At 46.0% G+C, this 21,932-nt stretch carries 36 protein-coding genes; 32 read left to right on the forward strand and 4 right to left on the reverse strand.

Features of this window, described 5'->3' with window-relative positions; all coding sequences use genetic code 11:
* Positions 1 to 42: 42 nt before the first annotated feature.
* The 31 genes from motX to rplQ all read left to right on the forward strand — a co-directional run bounded on the left by motX (position 43) and on the right by rplQ (position 18,277).
* Positions 43 to 681: a flagellar protein MotX gene (gene motX / locus QTN95_RS14280; protein ID WP_331417935.1), complete on the forward strand. Its 639-nt coding sequence runs from the start codon at positions 43 to 45 to the stop codon at positions 679 to 681.
* A 198-nt stretch (positions 682 to 879) separates the two neighbouring features.
* On the forward strand, positions 880 to 3,324 hold the full coding sequence (gene rnr / locus QTN95_RS14285) for a ribonuclease R (protein WP_138972775.1): 2,445 nt from the start codon (positions 880 to 882) through the stop codon (positions 3,322 to 3,324).
* Positions 3,325 to 3,345: 21 nt separating this feature from the next.
* Positions 3,346 to 4,083: a 23S rRNA (guanosine(2251)-2'-O)-methyltransferase RlmB gene (gene rlmB / locus QTN95_RS14290; protein ID WP_138972776.1), complete on the forward strand. Its 738-nt coding sequence runs from the start codon at positions 3,346 to 3,348 to the stop codon at positions 4,081 to 4,083.
* Between the two features lie 544 nt (positions 4,084 to 4,627).
* On the forward strand, positions 4,628 to 4,939 hold the full coding sequence (rpsJ, locus tag QTN95_RS14295; RefSeq protein ID WP_004410492.1) for a 30S ribosomal protein S10: 312 nt from the start codon (positions 4,628 to 4,630) through the stop codon (positions 4,937 to 4,939).
* Between the two features lie 14 nt (positions 4,940 to 4,953).
* The gene (gene rplC, locus QTN95_RS14300) at positions 4,954 to 5,583 is read left to right on the forward strand and encodes a 50S ribosomal protein L3 (RefSeq protein ID WP_138972777.1); all 630 of its coding nucleotides are present in this window, start codon (positions 4,954 to 4,956) and stop codon (positions 5,581 to 5,583) included.
* 17 nt (positions 5,584 to 5,600) lie between these two features.
* A complete protein-coding gene (gene rplD, locus QTN95_RS14305) occupies positions 5,601 to 6,203 on the forward strand; it encodes a 50S ribosomal protein L4 (protein ID WP_138972778.1) in 603 nt (200 codons plus the stop codon).
* A complete protein-coding gene (rplW, locus tag QTN95_RS14310) occupies positions 6,200 to 6,502 on the forward strand; it encodes a 50S ribosomal protein L23 (RefSeq protein ID WP_093278415.1) in 303 nt (100 codons plus the stop codon). Before rplD ends, rplW begins: the two co-directional genes overlap by 4 nt.
* A 16-nt stretch (positions 6,503 to 6,518) precedes the next feature.
* Complete coding sequence (gene rplB, locus QTN95_RS14315) at positions 6,519 to 7,343, forward strand: 50S ribosomal protein L2 (protein WP_138972779.1); 825 nt, start codon at positions 6,519 to 6,521, stop codon at positions 7,341 to 7,343.
* Between the two features lie 21 nt (positions 7,344 to 7,364).
* The gene (gene rpsS, locus QTN95_RS14320) at positions 7,365 to 7,643 is read left to right on the forward strand and encodes a 30S ribosomal protein S19 (RefSeq protein ID WP_004745876.1); all 279 of its coding nucleotides are present in this window, start codon (positions 7,365 to 7,367) and stop codon (positions 7,641 to 7,643) included.
* A 10-nt stretch (positions 7,644 to 7,653) separates the two neighbouring features.
* Positions 7,654 to 7,986: a 50S ribosomal protein L22 gene (rplV, locus tag QTN95_RS14325; protein WP_004410462.1), complete on the forward strand. Its 333-nt coding sequence runs from the start codon at positions 7,654 to 7,656 to the stop codon at positions 7,984 to 7,986.
* Between the two features lie 19 nt (positions 7,987 to 8,005).
* On the forward strand, positions 8,006 to 8,704 hold the full coding sequence (gene rpsC / locus QTN95_RS14330) for a 30S ribosomal protein S3 (RefSeq protein WP_114787361.1): 699 nt from the start codon (positions 8,006 to 8,008) through the stop codon (positions 8,702 to 8,704).
* Positions 8,705 to 8,715: 11 nt separating this feature from the next.
* Positions 8,716 to 9,126 carry a 50S ribosomal protein L16 gene (gene rplP, locus QTN95_RS14335; RefSeq protein WP_005379577.1) on the forward strand — a complete coding sequence of 137 codons (411 nt, stop codon included), beginning with the start codon at positions 8,716 to 8,718 and terminating at the stop codon, positions 9,124 to 9,126.
* Positions 9,126 to 9,317 (forward strand): 50S ribosomal protein L29, encoded by a 192-nt coding sequence (rpmC, locus tag QTN95_RS14340; protein WP_004410456.1) that lies wholly within the window; start codon positions 9,126 to 9,128, stop codon positions 9,315 to 9,317. The genes rplP and rpmC overlap by 1 nt, the downstream gene beginning before the upstream one ends.
* Positions 9,317 to 9,571, forward strand: coding sequence for a 30S ribosomal protein S17 (gene rpsQ, locus QTN95_RS14345; protein WP_138972780.1), 255 nt, complete (start codon positions 9,317 to 9,319; stop codon positions 9,569 to 9,571). The genes rpmC and rpsQ overlap by 1 nt, the downstream gene beginning before the upstream one ends.
* A gap of 164 nt (positions 9,572 to 9,735) precedes the next feature.
* Positions 9,736 to 10,107 carry a 50S ribosomal protein L14 gene (rplN, locus tag QTN95_RS14350; RefSeq protein WP_004745883.1) on the forward strand — a complete coding sequence of 124 codons (372 nt, stop codon included), beginning with the start codon at positions 9,736 to 9,738 and terminating at the stop codon, positions 10,105 to 10,107.
* Positions 10,108 to 10,120: 13 nt separating this feature from the next.
* Positions 10,121 to 10,438: a 50S ribosomal protein L24 gene (rplX, locus tag QTN95_RS14355; RefSeq protein ID WP_004745885.1), complete on the forward strand. Its 318-nt coding sequence runs from the start codon at positions 10,121 to 10,123 to the stop codon at positions 10,436 to 10,438.
* Positions 10,439 to 10,461: 23 nt separating this feature from the next.
* Complete coding sequence (gene rplE, locus QTN95_RS14360; protein WP_005450569.1) at positions 10,462 to 11,001, forward strand: 50S ribosomal protein L5; 540 nt, start codon at positions 10,462 to 10,464, stop codon at positions 10,999 to 11,001.
* Between the two features lie 17 nt (positions 11,002 to 11,018).
* Positions 11,019 to 11,324, forward strand: a complete 306-nt coding sequence (rpsN, locus tag QTN95_RS14365) for a 30S ribosomal protein S14 (protein ID WP_006963211.1) — start codon at positions 11,019 to 11,021, stop codon at positions 11,322 to 11,324.
* Between the two features lie 29 nt (positions 11,325 to 11,353).
* Entirely contained in the window at positions 11,354 to 11,746 is a 393-nt protein-coding gene (gene rpsH, locus QTN95_RS14370) for a 30S ribosomal protein S8 (protein WP_006878391.1), read from the forward strand.
* 12 nt (positions 11,747 to 11,758) lie between these two features.
* Positions 11,759 to 12,292, forward strand: a complete 534-nt coding sequence (gene rplF / locus QTN95_RS14375) for a 50S ribosomal protein L6 (RefSeq protein ID WP_269377108.1) — start codon at positions 11,759 to 11,761, stop codon at positions 12,290 to 12,292.
* 9 nt (positions 12,293 to 12,301) lie between these two features.
* Positions 12,302 to 12,655: a 50S ribosomal protein L18 gene (gene rplR / locus QTN95_RS14380; RefSeq protein WP_038175185.1), complete on the forward strand. Its 354-nt coding sequence runs from the start codon at positions 12,302 to 12,304 to the stop codon at positions 12,653 to 12,655.
* Between the two features lie 14 nt (positions 12,656 to 12,669).
* Positions 12,670 to 13,173: a 30S ribosomal protein S5 gene (gene rpsE / locus QTN95_RS14385; protein ID WP_138972783.1), complete on the forward strand. Its 504-nt coding sequence runs from the start codon at positions 12,670 to 12,672 to the stop codon at positions 13,171 to 13,173.
* A gap of 7 nt (positions 13,174 to 13,180) precedes the next feature.
* The gene (rpmD, locus tag QTN95_RS14390) at positions 13,181 to 13,357 is read left to right on the forward strand and encodes a 50S ribosomal protein L30 (protein WP_000201159.1); all 177 of its coding nucleotides are present in this window, start codon (positions 13,181 to 13,183) and stop codon (positions 13,355 to 13,357) included.
* A gap of 5 nt (positions 13,358 to 13,362) precedes the next feature.
* Positions 13,363 to 13,797 carry a 50S ribosomal protein L15 gene (gene rplO / locus QTN95_RS14395; RefSeq protein ID WP_138972784.1) on the forward strand — a complete coding sequence of 145 codons (435 nt, stop codon included), beginning with the start codon at positions 13,363 to 13,365 and terminating at the stop codon, positions 13,795 to 13,797.
* A 20-nt stretch (positions 13,798 to 13,817) separates the two neighbouring features.
* Positions 13,818 to 15,152, forward strand: a complete 1,335-nt coding sequence (gene secY / locus QTN95_RS14400) for a preprotein translocase subunit SecY (RefSeq protein WP_004410423.1) — start codon at positions 13,818 to 13,820, stop codon at positions 15,150 to 15,152.
* Positions 15,153 to 15,179: 27 nt separating this feature from the next.
* Positions 15,180 to 15,293 carry a 50S ribosomal protein L36 gene (rpmJ, locus tag QTN95_RS14405; protein WP_000868186.1) on the forward strand — a complete coding sequence of 38 codons (114 nt, stop codon included), beginning with the start codon at positions 15,180 to 15,182 and terminating at the stop codon, positions 15,291 to 15,293.
* Positions 15,294 to 15,440: 147 nt separating this feature from the next.
* Positions 15,441 to 15,797, forward strand: coding sequence for a 30S ribosomal protein S13 (gene rpsM, locus QTN95_RS14410; protein ID WP_005450559.1), 357 nt, complete (start codon positions 15,441 to 15,443; stop codon positions 15,795 to 15,797).
* Positions 15,798 to 15,815: 18 nt separating this feature from the next.
* Entirely contained in the window at positions 15,816 to 16,205 is a 390-nt protein-coding gene (gene rpsK / locus QTN95_RS14415) for a 30S ribosomal protein S11 (RefSeq protein ID WP_001118870.1), read from the forward strand.
* Positions 16,206 to 16,232: 27 nt separating this feature from the next.
* Complete coding sequence (gene rpsD, locus QTN95_RS14420) at positions 16,233 to 16,853, forward strand: 30S ribosomal protein S4 (protein WP_138972785.1); 621 nt, start codon at positions 16,233 to 16,235, stop codon at positions 16,851 to 16,853.
* Positions 16,854 to 16,877: 24 nt separating this feature from the next.
* Positions 16,878 to 17,870, forward strand: a complete 993-nt coding sequence (locus QTN95_RS14425; RefSeq protein WP_004410407.1) for a DNA-directed RNA polymerase subunit alpha — start codon at positions 16,878 to 16,880, stop codon at positions 17,868 to 17,870.
* Positions 17,871 to 17,896: 26 nt separating this feature from the next.
* A complete protein-coding gene (gene rplQ / locus QTN95_RS14430; protein WP_005383141.1) occupies positions 17,897 to 18,277 on the forward strand; it encodes a 50S ribosomal protein L17 in 381 nt (126 codons plus the stop codon).
* Positions 18,278 to 18,534: 257 nt separating this feature from the next.
* Here the strand turns inward: rplQ and QTN95_RS14435 are convergent, their stop codons facing one another.
* Both QTN95_RS14435 and QTN95_RS14440 read right to left on the reverse strand, forming a co-directional pair.
* Entirely contained in the window at positions 18,535 to 19,032 is a 498-nt protein-coding gene (locus tag QTN95_RS14435; protein ID WP_331417954.1) for a DUF2780 domain-containing protein, read from the reverse strand.
* Positions 19,033 to 19,141: 109 nt separating this feature from the next.
* A complete protein-coding gene (locus QTN95_RS14440) occupies positions 19,142 to 19,762 on the reverse strand; it encodes an FKBP-type peptidyl-prolyl cis-trans isomerase (protein ID WP_138972788.1) in 621 nt (206 codons plus the stop codon).
* Positions 19,763 to 19,996: 234 nt separating this feature from the next.
* On the opposite strand from QTN95_RS14440, the gene QTN95_RS14445 reads away from it, so the two are divergent.
* On the forward strand, positions 19,997 to 20,566 hold the full coding sequence (locus tag QTN95_RS14445) for a LysM-like peptidoglycan-binding domain-containing protein (RefSeq protein ID WP_331417937.1): 570 nt from the start codon (positions 19,997 to 19,999) through the stop codon (positions 20,564 to 20,566).
* On the opposite strand, the gene QTN95_RS14450 is transcribed toward QTN95_RS14445, so the two are convergent.
* Positions 20,512 to 21,420 (reverse strand): DMT family transporter, encoded by a 909-nt coding sequence (locus tag QTN95_RS14450; RefSeq protein WP_331417938.1) that lies wholly within the window; start codon positions 21,418 to 21,420, stop codon positions 20,512 to 20,514. The two genes, QTN95_RS14445 and QTN95_RS14450, sit on opposite strands and share 55 nt — an antisense overlap.
* Before the next feature lie 2 nt (positions 21,421 to 21,422).
* On the reverse strand, positions 21,423 to 21,875 hold the full coding sequence (locus tag QTN95_RS14455; RefSeq protein WP_138972791.1) for a GNAT family N-acetyltransferase: 453 nt from the start codon (positions 21,873 to 21,875) through the stop codon (positions 21,423 to 21,425).
* Positions 21,876 to 21,932 lie beyond the last annotated feature (57 nt).

The following is a 21,932-nucleotide window of genomic DNA, read 5'->3' on the forward strand; positions in this document are numbered from 1 at the left end:
ACCTTGGGTTAGTGTCCATAGTCGAAGTTAAGAGTGCAGAAAATGAAGCTAAGAAAATTAGCTGCTTCGATGGTGTTGGCGTTTAGTGCCTCAGTGGTACAGGCAAATGAGTTGTCTGAGATCGGTGAGCCGATACCAATTTATACCGAAGCCGAACTAATTAACCTTATCAACAACAACCAGCATTTAGAACGCGTTAAAGCCGATAACTGCCAGCTTGTTGAGGATATTGTTGCACGTGCGACTCGCATTAGCTTACCTGCGTATGAGTTTTTATACGGAGATATGCTAGCGTGGGGGGTCTGTGTTGATCAGGATGTAGAGCTAGGTCTCTATTACATGGAAAATGCTGCTCATCAAGGTTTGCCCGCCGCACTTGAACAAATTGGTCGTTACTATTCTCGTGGAACATTAGTTCAGCAAGATAAAGAACGTGCGATTCCATATTTGCGTGAAGCGGCATCGATGGGGAACCTCAATGCTCGTATTCATTTGGCGGAGCTATTGCTGCGTGATTATGGGAGTCCACTTGATTACGAAGATGCTTATCGCTGGCTTTATAATTCGGTGACGGCAGACCAGCGAACCCATAAGCGTATTAGTGTACTTAGGCAGGGATTAGAGCGACGAATGCCGCAGAACATTGTTGCCCGAGCTAAGAAGCGCGGCACTTTCTGGTAGAGAGTTATCCGATTGCACTCCGGTGACCATAACCTAACAACACAATGCCTAGCTTTCGCTGGGCATTGTTGTTTTTTAGCAAACCATAGTGCTGATGAAAAGGCAGTGAAATTTCAAGAATTTGTTTCGACTTACCTGTAGCTTAATCAGTGAGTCAGATATACTAGATTTAAATTCCTTCCTTTATTAGGCGCGCCTATGTCAGACATTATTCCTAACGACCCATTTGCAGATCGTGAGTCGGAGAACTACGAAAACCCAATCCCAAGCCGAGAGTTTATTCTTGAGTTTTTGCATCAAGCGGGTGTTCCCATGAACCGCAATGATCTATTTGACGCATTGCAGTTGAATGGAGAAGAGCACTATGAAGGTCTGCGTCGTAGACTGCGTGCGATGGAGCGTGATGGACAACTGGTCTTTACGCGTCGTCAGTGCTACGCCTTGCCAGAAAAACTGGAGATGGTGAAGGGCTACGTAATTGGCCACAAAGATGGTCATGGTTGGGTTCGTCCAGAAGGCAGTGTGGGCAAGGATAATGATATTGTTCTGCCTCATCACCAAATGAAAAATATCATCCACGGTGATTATGTACTGGTTCAGCCAACAGAAAACTCTAAGCGCGGACGTAAGGAAGGTCGGTTAGTTCGCGTTTTAGAAGAGCGTCAGACGCAAATAGTAGGACGTTTCTTTATGGAATATGGCTACTCATATGTTGTGCCTGATGACTCACGAATCTCACAGGACATTCTGATCCCGAACGATTTACGTGCAGGTGCACGTATGGGTAATGTCGTTGTTATCGAGATCACCGATCGCGGAACGCGCTCACGAGGTATGATGGGTAAGGTTATTGAAGTACTTGGCGAAAACATGGCGCCGGGTATGGAGACACAAATTGCGATTCGTACACATCAGATCCCTCACGAATGGCCTGAGGCTGTTGATAAGCAGATTGCCAACTTAGGCGAAGAAGTGCCTGAAGAAGCCAAAGTAGGGCGTGTTGACCTCCGTGAGCTGCCACTCGTGACAATCGATGGCGAAGATGCGCGTGACTTCGATGATGCCGTTTACTGTGAAGCGAAAAAAGGTGGCGGTTGGCGTTTATGGGTCGCCATCGCAGATGTGAGCTACTACGTAAGACCAGATACCGCTTTAGATAAAGAAGCAACAAATCGTGGTAACTCAGTTTACTTCCCATCGCAAGTTGTACCTATGTTGCCAGAAGTACTGTCAAATGGTCTCTGTTCACTTAACCCACAGGTTGACCGCTTGTGTATGGTGTGTGAAATGACAATATCAGAGTCCGGTAAGCTGTCGGGCTACAAACACTACGAAGCGGTGATGAACTCTCATGCTCGTCTGACTTACAGCAAGGTGCATGACATTCTTGAAGGAAATGAAGAACTACGAACTCGTTATGAGCCATTAGTTCCTCACCTAGAAGAACTGCACAAAATGTATAAAGTTCTGAAACGCGCTCGCGATAACCGTGGTGCGATTGAATTCGAAACGGTAGAAACCAAGTTCATTTTCAATGCGGAGCGCAAGATTGAGAGTATTGAGCCCGTCATTCGTAACGATGCGCATAAGCTCATCGAGGAATGCATGATTTTGGCCAACATCGCGTCAGCATCTTTGGTTGAGAAAGCAAAAGAAGCTGCACTGTATCGTATTCATGAATCTCCAGGTGAGCTTCGCCTACAAGGTTTCCGCGATTTCTTAGGCGAGTTGGGCTTGCACCTCAATGGTGGTTTGGAGCCTTCACCAACAGACTATGCTGATCTGGTTAAACAGATTGCTGAGCGTCAAGACAGGGAGCTCATTCAAACCATGTTGCTTCGTTCAATGAAGCAAGCGGTGTACAACGCGGATAACTGTGGCCACTTCGGTTTGGCACTGAAACGTTACGCGCATTTTACCTCTCCTATTCGTCGCTACCCAGACTTATTGTTACATCGTGCAATCAAGTATCTCATCGCGAAAGAAGAGGGGCGTAATCAAGACCGTTGGACACCGACAGGGGGATACCACTACTCATTCGATGATATGGATTTTTACGGTGAGCAGTGTTCGATGACAGAGCGACGAGCTGACGATGCGACTCGTGAAGTCTCTGATTGGCTGAAATGTGAATACATGCAAGATCACGTCGGTGAAGAGCTAGAAGGCGTTATTGCCAATGTTACCGGTTTTGGATTCTTTGTTCGTTTAACGGATTTGCACATTGATGGTTTAGTGCATATTTCGGCACTTGCTAATGATTACTACCAATTTGATCCGATCGGTCAAAGACTTATCGGTGAAAGCTTTGGTGCGATTTATCGCTTGGGTGATGCGGTCAAAGTGAAAGTCCTGTCGGTCAATCTGGATGACAGACAAATAGACTTTGAATTAGTAGAAACAAGTCGTAAGCTACGCGGCGAAGGAAAGACGGCCAAGAAACGTGTCGCAGAGGCAAAGAGAAAAGCCAAAGAGAAAAAACGTGTTGCGACCAAGGGTGGACGAGCGGCGGCTGAAGTCGAGCCGACTAAGCGACCTGAACCTAAAGAGGCAGCGAAAAAGCCTAAGGTGACAAAAGCTCGCAAGAAGAAAGCTGGCAATAAGCCGAAGAAGACCAAACGTAGCAAAAAAGCAGCACAGTGAACTAAACGAACAGGTTTTTAAATGAGTAACGAATATATTTACGGTATTCACGCAGTTAAAGCAGTACTAAGTCGTGAACCAGAGCGCTTTATTGAAGCGTTTGTGCTTAAAGGTCGCCAAGACGATCGCCTGATGCCGATCCTCAATGAACTTAACGTGTGTGGTGTTTCGATCCAACAGATGACGCGCAAAACATTGGACGAAAAAGCGAGTGGGGCAAACCACCAAGGTATTATGGCTCGTGTTAAGCCAGCGAAACAGCTCAACGAACATGACCTTGATGACATCCTTGCTCAACACGAAGCCCCGCTTTTATTGGTGTTAGATGGTGTCACTGATCCGCATAACCTAGGTGCTTGTTTGCGTAATGCTGACGCGGCTGGCGTGGCTGCGGTGATTGTGCCTAAAGACCGCTCTGCCAACATTACGGCGACAGTAAGTAAAGTGGCTTGTGGTGCGGCTGAAATGGTACCGCTAGTTCGAGTTACAAACCTCGCTCGTACAATGCGTACGCTACAAGAGCAGGGCATTTGGTTTGTAGGCACTGCGGGTGAAGCGACTCATGACATTTATCAAGCGAAACTGACTGGCCCACTTGCTATTGTTATGGGGGCTGAGGGTGACGGCATGCGCCGACTAACGCGCGAAACCTGTGATGACCTGATTAAAATCCCTATGGCCGGAACCGTTTCAAGCTTGAACGTATCAGTTGCTTCAGGCATTTGTTTGTTTGAAGCGGTACGCCAGAGACTCGCATAGCGAGAGACTAGAACGCTTCGCTCCGAGAGCGGGCTTCGTCCTTCGAGAGGAACTTGTGGTGAGCGAGTCGAAAGTTGCAGGCAGTGCAGGCTAGTCTCTCAGTCTAATTGTCTGAATTTAAAAGAAAAGGGTTGACCCGCACTGTCAACCCTTCAAAACTTTCTCGCATCTCGCATCTCGCATCTCGCATCTCGCATCTCGCATCTCGCATCTCGCCAACTAAAACTGTGATCTGTATAATGCAGCGCACTGGTTAAGCCAGTTGTGAACCAATGAGCAGCGAGGAGCTGACTTATCTTATTGATTTGTCAGGTAATGTAAACTCAGCTTATGTTCGCGGTTAATACAATTAGCTATCTATTCTTCGGAATAACTATTCCCAGAGGTGACTCTGACATGTAGGGATGGTTGATCGAAAATTAACTGACAATGCGTCCTAATCTTGGATGCTACGGTTTCACATAAATCAATCGGCATTCTCTCGTTTTAACGAGTCTGAGTGGCGATATTGTTTGTGTAATTTTTAATATTGGAGCTCTGTCTCATGCAGAACCAACGTATCCGTATCCGCCTAAAAGCTTTCGATTACAAACTAATCGATGCTTCTACAGCGGAAATCGTTGAAACAGCTAAGCGCACTGGCGCACAGGTTCGTGGTCCAATCCCACTACCTACTCGTAAAGAGCGTTTCACAGTTCTTATCTCTCCACACGTTAACAAGAAAGCACGTGACCAGTACGAAATCCGTACTCACAAGCGTCTAATCGACATCGTTGAGCCAACAGACAAAACTGTTGATGCTCTAATGCGTCTAGACCTTGCTGCGGGCGTTGACGTTCAAATTAGCCTAGGTTAAGGGAGATTAGAAGAATGATTGGTCTAATCGGTCGTAAAGTGGGCATGACCCGCGTATTTACTGAAGAAGGCGTTTCTATCCCAGTAACAGTTGTTGAGGTTGAAGCTAATCGTGTTTCTCAAGTTAAAACTCTTGAGACAGATGGCTACGCAGCAATCCAGGTTACTACTGGTGCTAAGAAAGCTAACCGCGTAACTAAACCAGAAGCAGGTCACTTTGCTAAAGCAGGTGTTGAAGCTGGTCGTGGTCTTTGGGAATTCCGTTTGGAAAACGGTGAAGAGTTTGCAGTTGGCGCTGAGCTAACAGTTGAACTATTCAACGATACTAAGAAAGTAGACGTTACTGGTACATCTAAAGGTAAAGGTTTCCAAGGCGCTGTTAAGCGTTGGAACTTCCGCACTCAAGATGCTACTCACGGTAACTCATTGTCTCACCGTGCTCCTGGTTCTATCGGTCAATGTCAGACTCCAGGTCGCGTATTTAAAGGCAAGAAAATGGCAGGTCACATGGGTGCTGAGCGTGTAACGACTCAAAACCTAGAGATCGTACGTGTTGACGCTGAGCGCAACCTGCTTCTTATTAAAGGTGCAGTCCCAGGCGCAACTGGCGGCAACGTGATCGTTAAACCAGCTGTTAAAGCATAACGTCTCAGGAGTAAGTAATGGAACTAATGGTTAAAGGTGCTGATGCACTAACTGTTTCCGAAACTACTTTCGGACGTGAGTTTAACGAAGCTCTTGTACACCAAGTAGTTGTTGCATACGCAGCAGGTGCTCGTCAAGGTACACGTGCTCAGAAAACACGTTCTGAAGTATCTGGCGGTGGCGCTAAGCCATGGCGTCAAAAAGGTACTGGCCGTGCTCGTGCTGGTACAATTCGTAGCCCAATCTGGCGTACAGGTGGTGTTACTTTTGCTGCGAAACCACAAGATCACAGCCAAAAAGTAAACAAAAAAATGTACCGTGGTGCTATGAAGAGCATTCTTTCTGAGCTAGTTCGTCAAGAGCGTCTAATCGTTGTTGATAACTTCTCAGTAGAAGCACCAAAAACTAAAGAGCTTGTAGCTAAGCTGAAAGAGCTTGAGCTAACAGACGCTCTAATCGTGACTAGCGAAGTAGATGAAAATCTATTCCTAGCTGCTCGTAACCTATACAAAGTTGACGCACGTGACGTAGCTGGTATCGACCCAGTGTCTCTAATCGCGTTCGACAAAGTTGTAATGACTGCAGACGCAGTTAAGCAAGTTGAGGAGATGCTAGCATGATCACTGAAGAGCGTATCCTAAAAGTTCTACGTGCACCGCACATCTCTGAAAAAGCAACTATGGCAGCTGAGAAAGCGAACACTATCGTTTTCAAAGTAGCTAAAGATGCAACTAAAAAAGAGATCAAAGCAGCTGTAGAAAAGCTATTTGAAGTTGAAGTTAAGTCTGTAAATACTCTTATCAATAAGGGTAAGACCAAACGTCAAGGTCTACGCCAAGGTCGCCGCAGCGACGTTAAGAAAGCGTACGTTACTTTGAAAGAAGGTCAAGATCTTGACTTCGTTGGCGGCGCGGAATAACAGGAGTAGTTGAGAAATGGCTATTGTTAAATGTAAGCCGACTTCCCCTGGTCGTCGTCACGTTGTTAAAGTTGTTAACGCTGACCTACACAAGGGCAAGCCATACGCACCTCTTCTAGAGAAAAACTCTAAGAATGGTGGTCGTAACAACAACGGTCGTATTACAGTACGTCACATCGGCGGTGGTCACAAGCACCACTACCGTGTAATTGACTTCAAACGTACTAAAGACGGTATCCCAGCGAAAGTTGAGCGTCTAGAATACGATCCAAACCGTAGCGCTAACATCGCTCTAGTTCTGTACGCAGACGGTGAGCGTCGTTACATCCTAGCACCTAAAGGTGTTCAAGCTGGTGATGCTATCCAGTCTGGTGTTGATGCACCAATCAAAGCTGGTAACACTCTACCAATGCGTAACATCCCAGTAGGTTCAACTGTACACAACGTTGAACTAAAACCTGGTAAAGGTGGTCAGCTAGCTCGTTCGGCTGGTGCATATGCTCAAATCGTTGCTCGCGACGGTGCATACGTAACTATCCGTCTACGTTCTGGCGAAATGCGCAAAGTACTATCTGAAGGCCGTGCAACAATCGGTGAAGTTGGTAACTCTGAGCACATGCTACGTGAACTTGGTAAAGCTGGTGCTAACCGCTGGCGCGGTGTTCGTCCAACCGTTCGTGGTGTTGTGATGAACCCAGTAGACCACCCACACGGTGGTGGTGAAGGCCGTACTTCTGGTGGTCGTCACCCAGTTTCACCATGGGGTCAGCCAACTAAAGGCTTCAAGACTCGTAAGAACAAACGCACTGACAAGTACATCGTACGTCGTCGTAACAAGTAATCTATTTAAAGAGGAATCGCCATGCCACGTTCTCTCAAGAAAGGTCCATTTATTGACCTACACTTGCTGAAGAAGGTAGAGAAAGCGGTGGAAAGCGGAGACAAAAAGCCTATTAAGACTTGGTCCCGTCGTTCAATGATCATCCCTACGATGATCGGTTTGACCATCGCTGTCCATAATGGTCGTCAGCACGTACCAGTATTCGTAACCGAAGAAATGATCGGTCACAAACTGGGTGAATTCGCACCAACACGTACTTACCGCGGCCATGTCGTGGATAAGAAAGCTAAGAAGCGTTAAGGAGTAGATGATGGAAGCACTAGCTAAACATAACTTTGCTCGCATTTCGCCTCAGAAAGCTCGCTTAGTTGCGGACCAAATTCGTGGAAAATCTGTAGACCAGGCTCTAGAAATCCTGACTTTCAGCAACAAAAAAGCTGCTGAACTGATCAAGAAAGTTCTTGAGTCAGCTATCGCTAACGCGGAGCACAATGAAGGCGCAGATATTGACGATCTAAATGTCGCAAAAATCTTCGTAGATGAAGGCCCAATCATGAAGCGTATTATGCCTCGTGCTAAAGGTCGTGCGGATCGTATCTTGAAGCGTTCAAGCCACATCACTGTTGTTGTAGCAGATCGCTAAGAGACTAGGAGAGTAAGCAATGGGTCAAAAAGTACATCCTAATGGTATTCGTTTAGGCATCGTTAAGCCTTGGAATGCTACATGGTTTGCTAACACCAAAGAATTCGCTGACAACCTAGACGGCGACTTCAAGGTACGTCAGTTCCTTACAAGTGAACTGAAAAAAGCATCACTTTCACGCATCGTTATCGAGCGTCCTGCTAAGAGCATCCGTGTGACTATTCACACTGCTCGTCCAGGCGTAGTAATCGGTAAGAAAGGTGAAGACGTAGAAAAACTACGTGCAGCTGTAGCTAAAATCGCAGGTGTACCAGCGCAAATTAACATCGCTGAAGTACGTAAACCTGAGTTAGATGCACAGCTTGTTGGTGATAGCATCGCGTCTCAGCTAGAGCGTCGTGTTATGTTCCGTCGTGCTATGAAGCGCGCGGTACAAAACGCTATGCGTCTAGGCGCTAAAGGCATCAAAGTAGAAGTAAGCGGTCGTCTAGGCGGCGCTGAAATCGCACGTTCTGAGTGGTACCGTGAAGGTCGTGTACCTCTACACACTCTACGTGCTGACATTGATTACGCAACTTCTTCGGCTCACACCCAATACGGTGTGATCGGCATTAAAGTTTGGATCTTCAAAGGTGAGATTCTAGGCGGTATGCCAGCAGCTAACGCTGTAGAGCCTAAAGGCGATAAGCCTAAGAAGCAGCGCAAAGGCCGTAAGTAAGGAGTCGACAGATGCTACAACCTAAACGTACTAAGTTCCGTAAGGTTCAGACTGGTCGTAACCGTGGTCTAGCTAAAGGTACTGATGTAAGCTTCGGCGAATTCGGTCTTAAAGCTGTAGGCCGTGGTCGTCTAACTGCTCGTCAAATCGAAGCGGCACGTCGTGCAATGACACGTCACGTTAAGCGTCAAGGTAAAATCTGGATCCGTGTGTTCCCAGACAAACCTATCACAGAAAAACCACTTGAAGTTCGTCAAGGTAAGGGTAAAGGTAACGTTGAGTACTGGGTAGCCCAAATCCAACCTGGTAAGGTTATGTACGAAATGGGTGGTGTACCTGAAGAATTGGCTCGTGAAGCGTTCCGTCTAGCGGCTCGCAAACTGCCATTCAAAACTACATTTGTAACTAAGCAGGTGATGTGATGAAAGCACAAGATCTACGCGAGAAAAGCGTTGAAGAGCTTAACGCTGAGCTATTGAATTTGCTACGCGAACAGTTCAACTTGCGCATGCAAGCTGCAACTGGTCAGCTACAGCAAACTCATACTCTGAAAGCTGTACGCCGTGATATCGCACGTGTGAAAACTGTTTTGACTGAGAAGGCAGGCGCATAATGAGCGAAGTAAAACGTACTCAACAAGGTCGTGTAGTTAGCGACAAGATGGACAAGTCTATCGTTGTTGCTATCGAACGCATGGTTAAACACCCAATTTACGGTAAATTCGTAAAGCGTACGACTAAAGTACACGCACATGACGAAAACAACGAATGTGGCCTAGGCGACAAAGTTGAAATCGCAGAGTGTCGTCCACTGTCTAAGACTAAGTCTTGGACTTTGGTAAAAGTTCTAGAAAAAGTGAAAGGTTAATCCTTAGCTAATTCTATGAAATTAAACGGCTCCAAAATTATTTTGGGGCCGTTTATTTTTTGACTACCCAATCACAAAAAAGGGTGGTACAATTCGCGTCCCTTTTAAAGAGGCAGCCCGACCCGTGATGGGTCTAGTTATTAATATTTAGCGGAGCACTAACAATGATCCAAATGCAAAGTACACTTGACGCAGCTGATAACTCTGGCGCGCGCAAGGTAATGTGTATTAAGGTCCTGGGTGGCTCACACCGCCGTTATGCACATATCGGTGACGTCATCAAAGTTACTGTGAAGGAAGCTATTCCTCGCGGTAAAGTTAAGAAAGGTGATGTTCTGAAGGCGGTTGTCGTGCGCACTCGCAAAGGCGTTCGTCGTCCAGACGGTTCTGTCATTCGCTTCGACCGTAATGCTTGTGTATTGCTTAATGACAATACTGAGCAACCTATCGGTACACGTATCTTTGGCCCTGTGACACGTGAGCTTCGTGGCGATAAGTTCATGAAGATCGTTTCACTGGCTCCAGAAGTTCTGTAAGGAGCACGTAGAAATGGCAGCTAAAATCCGTCGTAATGACGAAGTAATCGTTCTTGCTGGTAAAGACAAAGGCAAGAAAGGTAAAGTAACTAAGGTTCTAGCAACTGGTAAAGTTATCGTTGAAGGTATCAACCTTGTTAAGAAGCACCAAAAGCCGGTTCCGGCTCTAGGTCAACAAGGTGGCATCGTTGAACAAGAAGCAGCTATTGATGCTTCTAACGTTGCAATCTTTAACGCAGCTACTGGTAAAGCTGACCGTATCGGTTTCCGTTTTGAAGATGGTAAGAAAGTTCGTTTCTTTAAATCTAACAACGAAATCGTTTCTAACTAATAGAAGTAATTTGGAGTTCTACTATGGCGAAACTGCATGATTACTACAAGTCGTCTGTAGTCGCTGAACTGACCAAACAGTTTAGCTACACAAGCGTCATGCAAGTCCCTAGAATCGAGAAAATCACCCTAAACATGGGTGTTGGTGAAGCAATCAACGATAAGAAACTGCTAGAAAACGCAGCTGCTGATATGGCAACGATCTCTGGTCAAAAGCCACTTATCACTAAAGCGCGTAAATCTGTTGCAGGTTTCAAAATCCGTGAAGGCTACCCTATCGGTTGTAAAGTAACCTTGCGTGGCGAACGTATGTGGGATTTTCTTGAGCGTTTAATTTCAATCGCTCTTCCACGTGTACGTGACTTCCGTGGCGTTAGCGCTAAGTCTTTTGACGGACGCGGTAACTACAGCATGGGCGTTCGCGAGCAAATCATCTTCCCGGAAATCGACTTTGATAAAGTTGATCGAGTACGCGGTCTAGACATCACTATTACGACGTCTGCTGGTACTGATGAGGAAGGCCGTGCTCTGCTGGCTGCCTTTAACTTCCCATTCCGTAAGTAAGGTGAAGGGTTACTGTTATGGCTAAAAATTCAATGAAAGCACGTGAAGCAAAACGTGCGAAGCTTGTAGCTAAGTTCGCTGAAAAGCGTGCAGCGCTTAAAGCTATCATTAGCGATGTAAACGCATCAGAAGAAGATCGTTGGAATGCGGTTCTTAAACTGCAATCTCTTCCACGTGATTCAAGTGCATCACGTCAGCGCAACCGTTGCAACCAAACTGGTCGTCCACACGGTTACCTACGTAAGTTCGGTCTAAGCCGTATTAAGGTTCGTGAAGCTTGCATGAAAGGCGAGATTCCGGGTCTTCGTAAGGCTAGCTGGTAATTGCCACTTAATCATTTGGAGTAAATCATATGAGCATGCAAGATCCGATTTCGGATATGCTGACCCGCGTTCGTAACGGTCAGGCAGCAAACAAAGTTGCTGTTAAAATGCCTTCTTCAAAGCTTAAAGTTGCAATTGCTGCACTACTAAAAGCTGAAGGTTACATCACTGATTTCGCTGTTGAAGGCGAAGTTAAACCTGAGCTTGAAGTTACTCTTAAGTACTTCCAAGCTAAACCAGTAATCGAGCAACTTAAACGTGTTTCTCGTCCAGGTCTACGTGTTTACAAGAAGAAAGATGAACTTCCTTCTGTAATGGGTGGTCTTGGTGTTGCTATCGTTTCAACTTCCAAGGGTCTTATGTCAGACCGTGCTGCACGTAAAGCAGGTCTTGGTGGTGAAATCATCTGCTACGTAGCGTAATAGGAGTAGAATATGTCTCGTGTTGCAAAAGCACCTGTCGCTATTCCAGCTGGCGTAGAGGTGAAACTAAACGGCCAAGAAATCACTGTAAAAGGTGCTAAAGGCGAACTATCTCGCGTTCTTAACGACGCAGTAGTTGTAGCTCAGGAAGAAAACAATCTTACTTTCGGTCCACGCGAAGGTGTAGTTAACGCATGGGCTCAAGCAGGTACTGCTCGCGCTCTAGTTAACAACATGGTTGTTGGCGTTACTGAAGGCTTTACTAAGAAGCTTACCCTTAAGGGTGTTGGTTACCGTGCTGCTATCAAAGGCAACGCTGTAGGTCTAACTCTAGGCTTCTCTCACCCTGTTGAGCATGAATTGCCAGAGGGTATTAAAGCTGAGTGTCCAAGCCAAACTGAAATCGTGATCACTGGTTGTGACAAACAACTTGTTGGTCAGGTTGCGGCTGACATTCGTTCTTACCGTGAGCCTGAACCTTACAAAGGTAAAGGTGTTCGTTACGCAGATGAAAATGTGCGTACTAAAGAAGCTAAGAAGAAGTAAGGTAACACTATGGATAAGAAAGCATCTCGCATCCGTCGTGCTACACGCGCACGTCGTAAGATTGCAGAACTGGGTGCAACTCGCCTAGTAGTACACCGTACTCCTCGTCACGTGTACGCTCAGGTTATTGCAGCTAACGGCTCTGAGGTTATCGCAGCAGCTTCTACTGTAGAAAAAGCGATCCGTGAGCAAGTTAAGAACACTGGTAACATCGATGCAGCTAAAGCAGTAGGTAAAGCTGTTGCTGAGCGCGCTCTTGAAAAAGGCGTAGAAGCAGTTGCATTTGATCGTTCTGGTTTCCAATACCACGGTCGAGTGGCGGCGCTAGCAGAATCTGCTCGCGAAGCTGGTCTGAAATTCTAAGGTAGGGTTGGAAGATGGCTAAAGAACAACAAGTTCAAGCGAATGATTTGCAAGAAAAGCTAATCGCAGTTAACCGCGTTTCTAAAACGGTTAAAGGTGGTCGAATCATGAGCTTTACTGCGCTAACAGTAGTTGGTGACGGTAACGGTCGTGTAGGTTTCGGTTACGGCAAAGCTCGTGAAGTACCTGCAGCGATCCAAAAAGCAATGGAAAAAGCTCGTCGTAACATGACTACGGTCGCGCTTAACGAAGGTACCCTTCACCACCCAGTGAAAGGTCGCCATTCGGGCTCTAAAGTTTACATGCAGCCTGCTGCTGAAGGTACTGGTGTTATCGCAGGTGGTGCGATGCGTGCAGTACTAGAAGTTGCTGGTGTACACAACGTTCTATCTAAAGCATACGGTTCTACGAACCCTATCAACATCGTTCGTGCTACGATCGATGCACTAGGTAGCATGAAGTCACCAGAGATGGTTGCTGCTAAACGTGGTCTAACTGTTGAATCTATTTCGGAGTAAGAACACCATGGCAACTATTAAAGTAACTCAAACTAAAAGCTCAATTGGTCGTCTACCTAAGCACAAAGCTACGCTTCGTGGTCTAGGTCTTCGTAAAATCAACCACACAGTAGAACTTGAAGATACTCCGTGCGTACGCGGTATGATCAACAAGGTTTACTACATGGTTAAAGTTGAGGAGTAATCAGAATGCGTTTGAATACTCTATCACCAGCTGCTGGTGCTAAGACTACTGCTAAACGTGTAGGTCGTGGTATCGGTTCTGGCCTAGGTAAAACTGGTGGCCGCGGCCACAAAGGTCAAAAGTCACGCTCTGGCGGCACTGTTCGTCCAGGTTTTGAAGGCGGTCAGATGCCTCTAAAACAACGTCTACCAAAATTCGGTTTCACTTCTCGTAAGAGCCTAGTGTCTGCTGAAGTTCGTCTAGCTGAGCTAGCGAAAGTAACTGGTGACGTAGTAGATCTAAACAGCCTTAAAGCTGCTAACGTTATCACTAAGAACATCGAATTCGTAAAAGTTGTTCTATCTGGTGAAATTAACAAAGCAGTGACTGTTAAAGGTCTACGTGTGACTAAAGGCGCTAAAGCTGCAATCGAAGCTGCAGGCGGTAAAATCGAGGAATAATCTCGAGGAACGAGGTACAGATGGCTAAGAAACCAGGACAAGATTTTCGTAGTGCTCAGAGCGGCTTAAGTGAACTAAAGTCGCGCTTATTATTCGTAATTGGTGCACTTTTAGTATTCCGAGCCGGCTCTTTCGTGCCGATTCCTGGTATTGACGCTGCTGTACTTGCCGATTTGTTCGAACAGCAAAAAGGTACCATCGTAGAAATGTTTAACATGTTCTCCGGTGGTGCTCTTGAGCGTGCATCTATATTAGCGTTGGGCATCATGCCGTATATTTCGGCATCTATTGTTGTCCAACTGCTAACTGTAGTTCATCCAGCGTTAGCTGAACTCAAAAAAGAGGGTGAAGCAGGCCGTCGTAAGATCAGCCAATACACACGCTACGGCACGCTTGTACTTGCAACATTCCAGGCTATAGGTATCGCAACAGGCCTACCGAACATGGTCGATAATCTGGTTGTTATCAACCAAACCATGTTTACGCTTATTGCTACCGTAAGTTTAGTAACCGGCACCATGTTCCTAATGTGGTTAGGTGAACAAATTACTGAGCGTGGAATTGGTAACGGTATTTCGTTACTTATCTTTGCAGGTATTGTTGCTGGATTGCCTTCTGCAATCGGTCAAACAATCGAGCAAGCGCGTCAAGGTGAATTGCATGTACTTCTTCTGTTGTTGATTGCTGTACTTGCTTTTGCAGTTATCTACTTCGTTGTTTTCATGGAGCGTGGTCAACGTCGAATCGTTGTAAACTACGCGAAGCGTCAACAAGGTCGTAAGGTATTTGCTGCACAAAGCACTCACTTGCCACTTAAAATTAATATGGCAGGTGTTATTCCAGCAATCTTTGCGTCAAGCATTATCCTGTTCCCAGGAACACTGGCTCAGTGGTTTGGTCAGAATGGTGAGAGCAGCGCGTTCGGTTGGTTAACTGACGTGTCTTTGGCTCTTAGCCCAGGTCAGCCTCTGTATGTAATGCTTTATGCAGCAGCGATAATTTTCTTCTGTTTCTTCTACACGGCGTTGGTATTCAACCCGCGTGAAACAGCAGATAACTTGAAGAAGTCAGGTGCATTCGTACCCGGCATCCGCCCAGGTGAGCAGACAGCTAAGTATATTGATAAAGTAATGACGCGTTTAACCCTTGCTGGTGCGCTTTACATTACCTTTATCTGTCTGATTCCGGAGTTCATGATGGTCGCGTGGAACGTACGTTTCTACTTCGGCGGTACATCGCTACTTATCGTAGTTGTTGTAATTATGGACTTTATGGCACAGGTACAGACTCATCTGATGTCTCAACAGTATGATTCTGTGTTGAAAAAGGCAAACCTAAAAGGCTACGGTCGTTAATTTAGGTTTCATTTACGGAGTTTAGCAATGAAAGTTCGTGCTTCCGTTAAAAAAATCTGCCGTAACTGTAAAGTTATCAAGCGTAACGGTGTCGTTCGCGTGATTTGCAGTGAGCCAAAGCACAAGCAGCGCCAAGGCTAATTAGCAGAAATTTTTACTTGAAATATAAGGTAGTGTCGAGTATATTCCTCGGCCTACCTTTTGCGTGCAAAAGAAGTAGTATTCCGCAGCGTATCCGAAACGGGCTTTGCTGCGGCTAATTCTTTTATGAAACACTAGGAGTGAATAATGGCCCGTATTGCAGGCATTAACATTCCTGATCAAAAACATGCTGTAATCGCACTAACTGCGATCTACGGCATCGGTAAGACTCGCTCTCAAGCTATCCTAGCTGAAGTGGGCATTGCTGAAGATGTTAAGATCAGTGAACTAACTGAAGAGCAGATCGATCAACTGCGTGATGGTGTAGCTAAGTACACTGTAGAAGGTGATCTACGTCGTGAAGTATCAATGAACATCAAGCGTCTTATGGACCTTGGCTGTTACCGTGGTCTTCGTCATCGTCGCAGTCTACCACTACGTGGACAGCGTACTAAAACCAATGCTCGCACCCGTAAGGGTCCGCGTAAGCCGATCAAGAAATAATCGGGAAGGTAGAGTACAATGGCTAAACAACCAACTCGCGCTCGTAAGCGCGTACGCAAGCAAGTTGCAGATGGCGTTGCGCACATCCATGCTTCTTTCAATAACACAATCGTAACTATTACTGACCGTCAAGGTAACGCTCTAGCATGGGCTACTGCAGGTGGTTCAGGTTTCCGTGGTTCTCGTAAGTCTACTCCGTTCGCTGCACAGGTTGCTGCTGAGCGTTGTGCTGAAATGGCTAAAGAGTACGGTCTAAAGAACTTGGAAGTTATGGTTAAGGGTCCAGGTCCAGGTCGTGAATCTACTGTTCGCGCACTGAACGCTGCTGGTTTCCGCATCACAAACATCGTTGATGCTACACCAATCCCTCATAACGGTTGTCGTCCACCTAAGAAACGTCGTGTATAACGTTTTTTAGATTACTGGAGAAAGATCATGGCAAGATATTTGGGTCCTAAGCTGAAGCTTAGCCGTCGCGAAGGTACTGACTTATTCCTTAAGTCTGGTGTACGCGCGATCGATACCAAGTGTAAAATTGATAACGCACCAGGTGTACACGGCGCTCGTCGCGGTCGTCTATCTGAGTATGGCGTTCAGCTTCGTGAGAAGCAAAAAGTTCGTCGTATGTACGGCGTTCTAGAAAAACAATTCCGTAACTACTACAAAGAAGCTGCTCGCCTAAAAGGCAACACTGGTGAAAACCTACTTCAGCTTCTTGAAGGTCGTCTTGATAACGTAGTTTACCGCATGGGCTTTGGTGCAACTCGCGCAGAAGCACGTCAGCTAGTTAGCCACAAAGCTATCCTAGTTAACGGTAAAGTTGTAAACGTTCCTTCTTTCAATGTTGCGGCTAATGACGTTGTTTCTATCCGCGAGAAAGCTAAACAGCAATCTCGTATCAAGGCTGCTCTAGAAGTTGCTGAACAACGTGAAAAACCAACTTGGATTGAAGTAGATGGTGGTAAGATGGAAGGTACGTTCAAGCGTCTGCCTGAGCGTTCAGATCTATCTGCTGACATCAACGAACAATTGATCGTCGAGCTTTACTCTAAGTAAGGTTTAAACTAAAGAGAGGACACAATGCAGGGTTCTGTAACAGAATTTCTTAAGCCACGTCTTGTTGACATCGAACAGGTTAGCACGACTCACGCAAAAGTAACTCTTGAGCCATTAGAGCGTGGTTTTGGCCATACTCTTGGTAATGCACTTCGCCGTATTCTTCTATCTTCTATGCCAGGTTGTGCTGTAACAGAAGTAGAAATCGAAGGCGTACTTCATGAGTACAGCACTAAAGAAGGCGTTCAAGAAGATATTCTTGAAATCCTACTTAACCTTAAAGGTCTTGCTGTACGCGTTGCCGAAGGCAAAGATGAAGTGTTCATTACTTTGAATAAATCAGGCTCGGGCCCTGTGGTTGCAGGTGACATCACCCATGATGGTGATGTAGAGATCGCTAACCCTGAACACGTAATTTGTCACCTAACAGATGACAACGCTGAGATCGCAATGCGTATCAAAGTTGAACGTGGTCGTGGTTATGTTCCAGCTTCGGCTCGTATCCATACTGAAGAAGATGAGCGTCCTATTGGTCGCCTACTGGTTGACGCTACGTACAGCCCAGTAGACAAGATTGCTTACTCTGTTGAAGCGGCTCGTGTAGAGCAGCGTACAGACCTAGACAAGCTTGTTATCGACATGGAAACGAACGGTACTCTAGACCCTGAGGAAGCAATCCGTCGTGCAGCTACTATCCTAGCTGAACAATTGGATGCGTTCGTAGATCTTCGTGATGTACGTGTACCTGAGGAGAAGGAAGAGAAGCCAGAATTCGATCCGATCCTACTGCGTCCTGTAGACGATCTTGAACTAACAGTTCGCTCTGCTAACTGTCTGAAAGCAGAAGCGATTCACTACATCGGTGATCTTGTACAGCGTACTGAGGTTGAGCTACTTAAAACGCCTAACCTTGGTAAAAAATCTCTTACTGAGATTAAAGACGTACTTGCATCACGTGGTCTTTCTCTTGGCATGCGCCTTGAGAACTGGCCACCAGCGTCTATCGCTGAAGATTAATCGATAATAGTTAGAAGGATTAGGTCATGCGCCATCGTAAGAGTGGTCGTCAACTCAACCGCAACAGCTCACATCGTAAAGCGATGTTTAGCAACATGGCTAGCTCTCTAGTACGTCATGAAGTTATCAAGACTACACTGCCAAAAGCAAAAGAGCTACGTCGCGTAGTTGAGCCTTTGATTACACTAGCTAAGACTGACAGCGTTGCTAACCGTCGTCTAGCATTTGCACGTACTCGTGACAACGAAGTAGTTGCAAAACTATTTAACGAACTAGGTCCACGTTTCGCTGCTCGTCAGGGCGGTTACACTCGTATCCTAAAAGCTGGCTTCCGTGCTGGTGACAAAGCTCCAATGGCTTACATTGAGCTTGTAGATCGCCCAGCTGCTGAAGAAGCTGCTGAGTAATCAGGTTCGTACGAACGAAAAAGCCGAGCATATGCTCGGCTTTTTTGTTTCTGGCAGACATAAACGTATCGGATTTATTTTCTAATGGAATGTTTGTTGCCGAAAAGTGCTTGAGATAGTCGCCCAACTATCGCGGTATAAAAAAGATTGACCTAGTGTGCCAACCCTTCAAATTTATCGCTACTCGCTACTCGCTACTCGCTACTCGCTACTCGCTACTCGCTACTCGCTACTCGCTACTCGCTACTCGCTACTCGCTACTGCCAAACAGCCCCTAAGCTATCCAGCAGTCCATTACTTGCTCCTTGGCTCTGCAGTGCGCTGATAATAATTGGAGCAAAGGTAGAGATGAGCGATGGGTCCATGCCTAATGCTGAGAATGCACTTTTAACTGTTTCATTATTGGCAATCATTGCTGTTAAGCCGCTTGATTGTAGAGAGTCAAAACCAGATATCAACCCCGCCATTTCATTGCTTTGACTGCTATTAAGCGAGTTTTGCGCCAGCGCTAACATTGAGCCTAGACCGCCAATGGCTTGTTCAGAAGAAATGTTGGCACTATTTTGCAGTGTAGAAACTAAATCGGTGCTGCCTCTATTTTGTGAAGACCATGTCTGAACCGCGCCCATTAAAGCGGCATTTGCTAAGCTGCTGTAGGCATTATCACTGCCTGCGTTGGTGTTGCTACCTGATTTAGTTTGGCATCCCATTAACGCCATGCTCACGATCGCTACCAGTACAATTTTCTTATTTATCTTCTTTCCTTAATAAAACGAGATCATTGATAGATCTGTCGAATAAGTATCATACATAAAAAACGGCGACACAATGGCCGCCGTTTTGTTCGCTTTAATTTGCTGGAAATTAAAGGATATCTAGTAGTTCTACTTCAAATACTAGAGCTGCAAATGGTGGAATTGCAGCGCCAGCGCCACGTTCACCGTATGCAAGATCTTGTGGGATGTATAGTTTCCACTTTGAACCAACAGGCATCAGTTGTAGTGCTTCAACCCAACCTTTGATAACGCCAGTCACTGGGAACTCAGCTGGTTGACCGCGAGATACTGAGCTGTCGAAAACGGTACCGTCAGTTAGCTCACCGTGGTAGTGAACGCGAACTTGCTTGTCTGAAGTTGGGATTTCACCAGTACCTTCAGTGATCACTTCGTATTGAAGACCAGATTCAAGAACCGTTACTTCTGGACGTAGAGCGTTATCTTTTAGGAACGCTTCGCCGTCTGCAGCAGCTGCCTTTGCTGCTTCTTGGCGTGCAGCTTCAACACGAGTGTGTAGCTCTTGAAGAGCGTTGTTGATCTCGTCGATTTCGATAGCTGGTTGCTCACCAACTAGTGCTGTAGCGATACCGGCAGCGATGGCGTCTACGTTTAGACCTTCTAGACCAGAACCAGCAAGTTGCTGACCCATCTGTAGACCGATACCGTAGCTAGCTTTTTGCTCTACAGTGTCAAATTTAACTTCAGACATGATGTCTCTCTTTGTATGGTGTATAAAGCAGTAAAGGATACCAGTAATGGCGCTATGATGAAACGGTCGTTCCCATATAGTCTGTCGAGTAGGGGAATGTGAGATTAAGATCGACTTTCTATGACTTGATAGCAAGTTTTGACCCAGCGATTACTTTGTTGAGCGAAAATTCCTATACTCATGGGGGCTTGGTTTTTTATACTTAGAGCGAAACCCGTTTGGAGACAAGGTGCGATGAATCGCAGAAAAAAGAAAAAACAGCAGCAAGTTGATTACGTTGATGTAGTGAAGAAAAAGTTTAGTGCTATTGATTGGCTCAAACTAAAGGGTGCAGTCCTACAACGCTGGAACCTGCTTCCTAAACTTCACCAACGTGGTTTAATGATCTTAGTGCCTGTCTTGCTGGTTTTATTGGTGATTCCGTTACCCGATTCGACGGGTGGTACTAAATTACAAACCTCGCCAGTCCAACGAGTCGAGATTGACATTGATACACGTAGTTTGAGCGAGCAACAAAGCAGACAGCAGCAATCACTGGCTTCTGACACTTGGAAGGAGTATCAGGTTAAGAGTGGTGATACATTGGCGCAAGTGTTTCGCAGCAATGGTTTAGCAATGGCGGATCTCAACGCTTTAGTAAAAGTAGAAGGTGCGGACAAACCTCTAAGCCAAATTAAGCAAGGGCAGCTTGTCCGCTTTAAGTTAGCGGAGAATGGGCAATTGGATATCCTTCAACTCGAAAAGAACAATCAGTCTGTTATGTTCTTCCGTCTTTCTGACGGTGGCTTTGGTCGCAGTAAGTAACTCATCCTTCCGCTTTTTATCAGTGTTTGCCACGGGGCAAGGGGTAGCATAATCATGGTTATCCCTATCACTGTCAGCCAGTCTGGCACTTCGTCAAAATAAACCACGCCAATAATAACGACGAATACTAACCCTGAATTTTCTGCTACAGAAATCTGGCTTGCTGGCGCTCGTCGATAAGCCATGACCGCCAATCCGTTGTAACTCAAAATTAATCCAGCACTTGCCAAAATCAGCATGATTTGCTGATAGGTTATCGGCGCCCAGTAAATCAAGGCTAATACCGATGAGAGAGGCAGAGATAGCAATGATGTCCAAAATAACGTGCTGATGATGGTCTGTTCCGCCGGTAATTTACGCGCAGTGACGTTGAAGAGTGCCAGAGTTAACGTTGTTCCTAAGGCAAACGTCGCCGCCCAATGAAATTCTGAAGGCCTGAGAACCACTAATACACCGACAAAACCGAACAGTGATGCGGCCGCACGCGTCCAAGCGATTTTCTCTCCTAGAAGCAATACAGCTAGCGGTAGCATCAATAAAGGGGCGGCATAAAAGACTGCGTTTGCCGTCGCTAGGGTCAGGTGAGTGATGGCAATGACCATGCATCCACTGCCAATCAATATCAGTTGTGCACGGAATAAGTTGAGACCTGGGCTATAGAGCTTTTTCTGAGTCGGCTTTTGTTGCCACCAAAAGGGAAAGATCACTAAAGTTGAAAGCAGTTGGCGAACGAAAACATACTGGAAGGTAGACACATCACCATCCAGTAATTTTACTGCGACATCAGACAAAGATGCCGCTAAGTTGCCTACGATAAGCAGGAGGATCGCGACATAGGTCGCTGAAGCTGCCACGTCTATTTGTCCAACTTCATATCAATATGTGGGATATCGTCTTCAAGATACATATCTGAGGTTTGGACAAAGCCATGTTGCTGATAAAAGTCAGCCAGATGCTCTTGTGCACCAATCTCTATTTTCTCTCCTGGCCACAAAGATTCACACCCAGCCAATGCTTGCTTGAGTAACTGATGGCCAAGCCCGCCACCTCTATGGCTTGCTAAGGTAGCAACGCGTCCAATGCTGACACTTGGATAGCTTAATCCCTTCGGTATCAACCGAGCGCACGCAACCAACAGCCCATCTTTATAACCAAGTAGATGATATACACCCTCTTGATGATCTTTGTCATCCAGCTCGGGGTATGGGCATGTTTGCTCAACGACAAATACATCCACTCTGAGTTTAAGTAGTTGATAAAGCTGAGTGGTTGTCAGCTGTGAAAAGGGAGTTAGTAGCCAAGTGACCATAGGTGTTTTGCCTTGTTGATATCTGTTAAGGCGAATGTAGCAACTCAATCGCTTGGC

The sequence above is a fragment of the Vibrio sp. M260112 genome, assembly GCF_036533775.1.
Classification (GTDB): Bacteria; Pseudomonadota; Gammaproteobacteria; order Enterobacterales; family Vibrionaceae; genus Vibrio.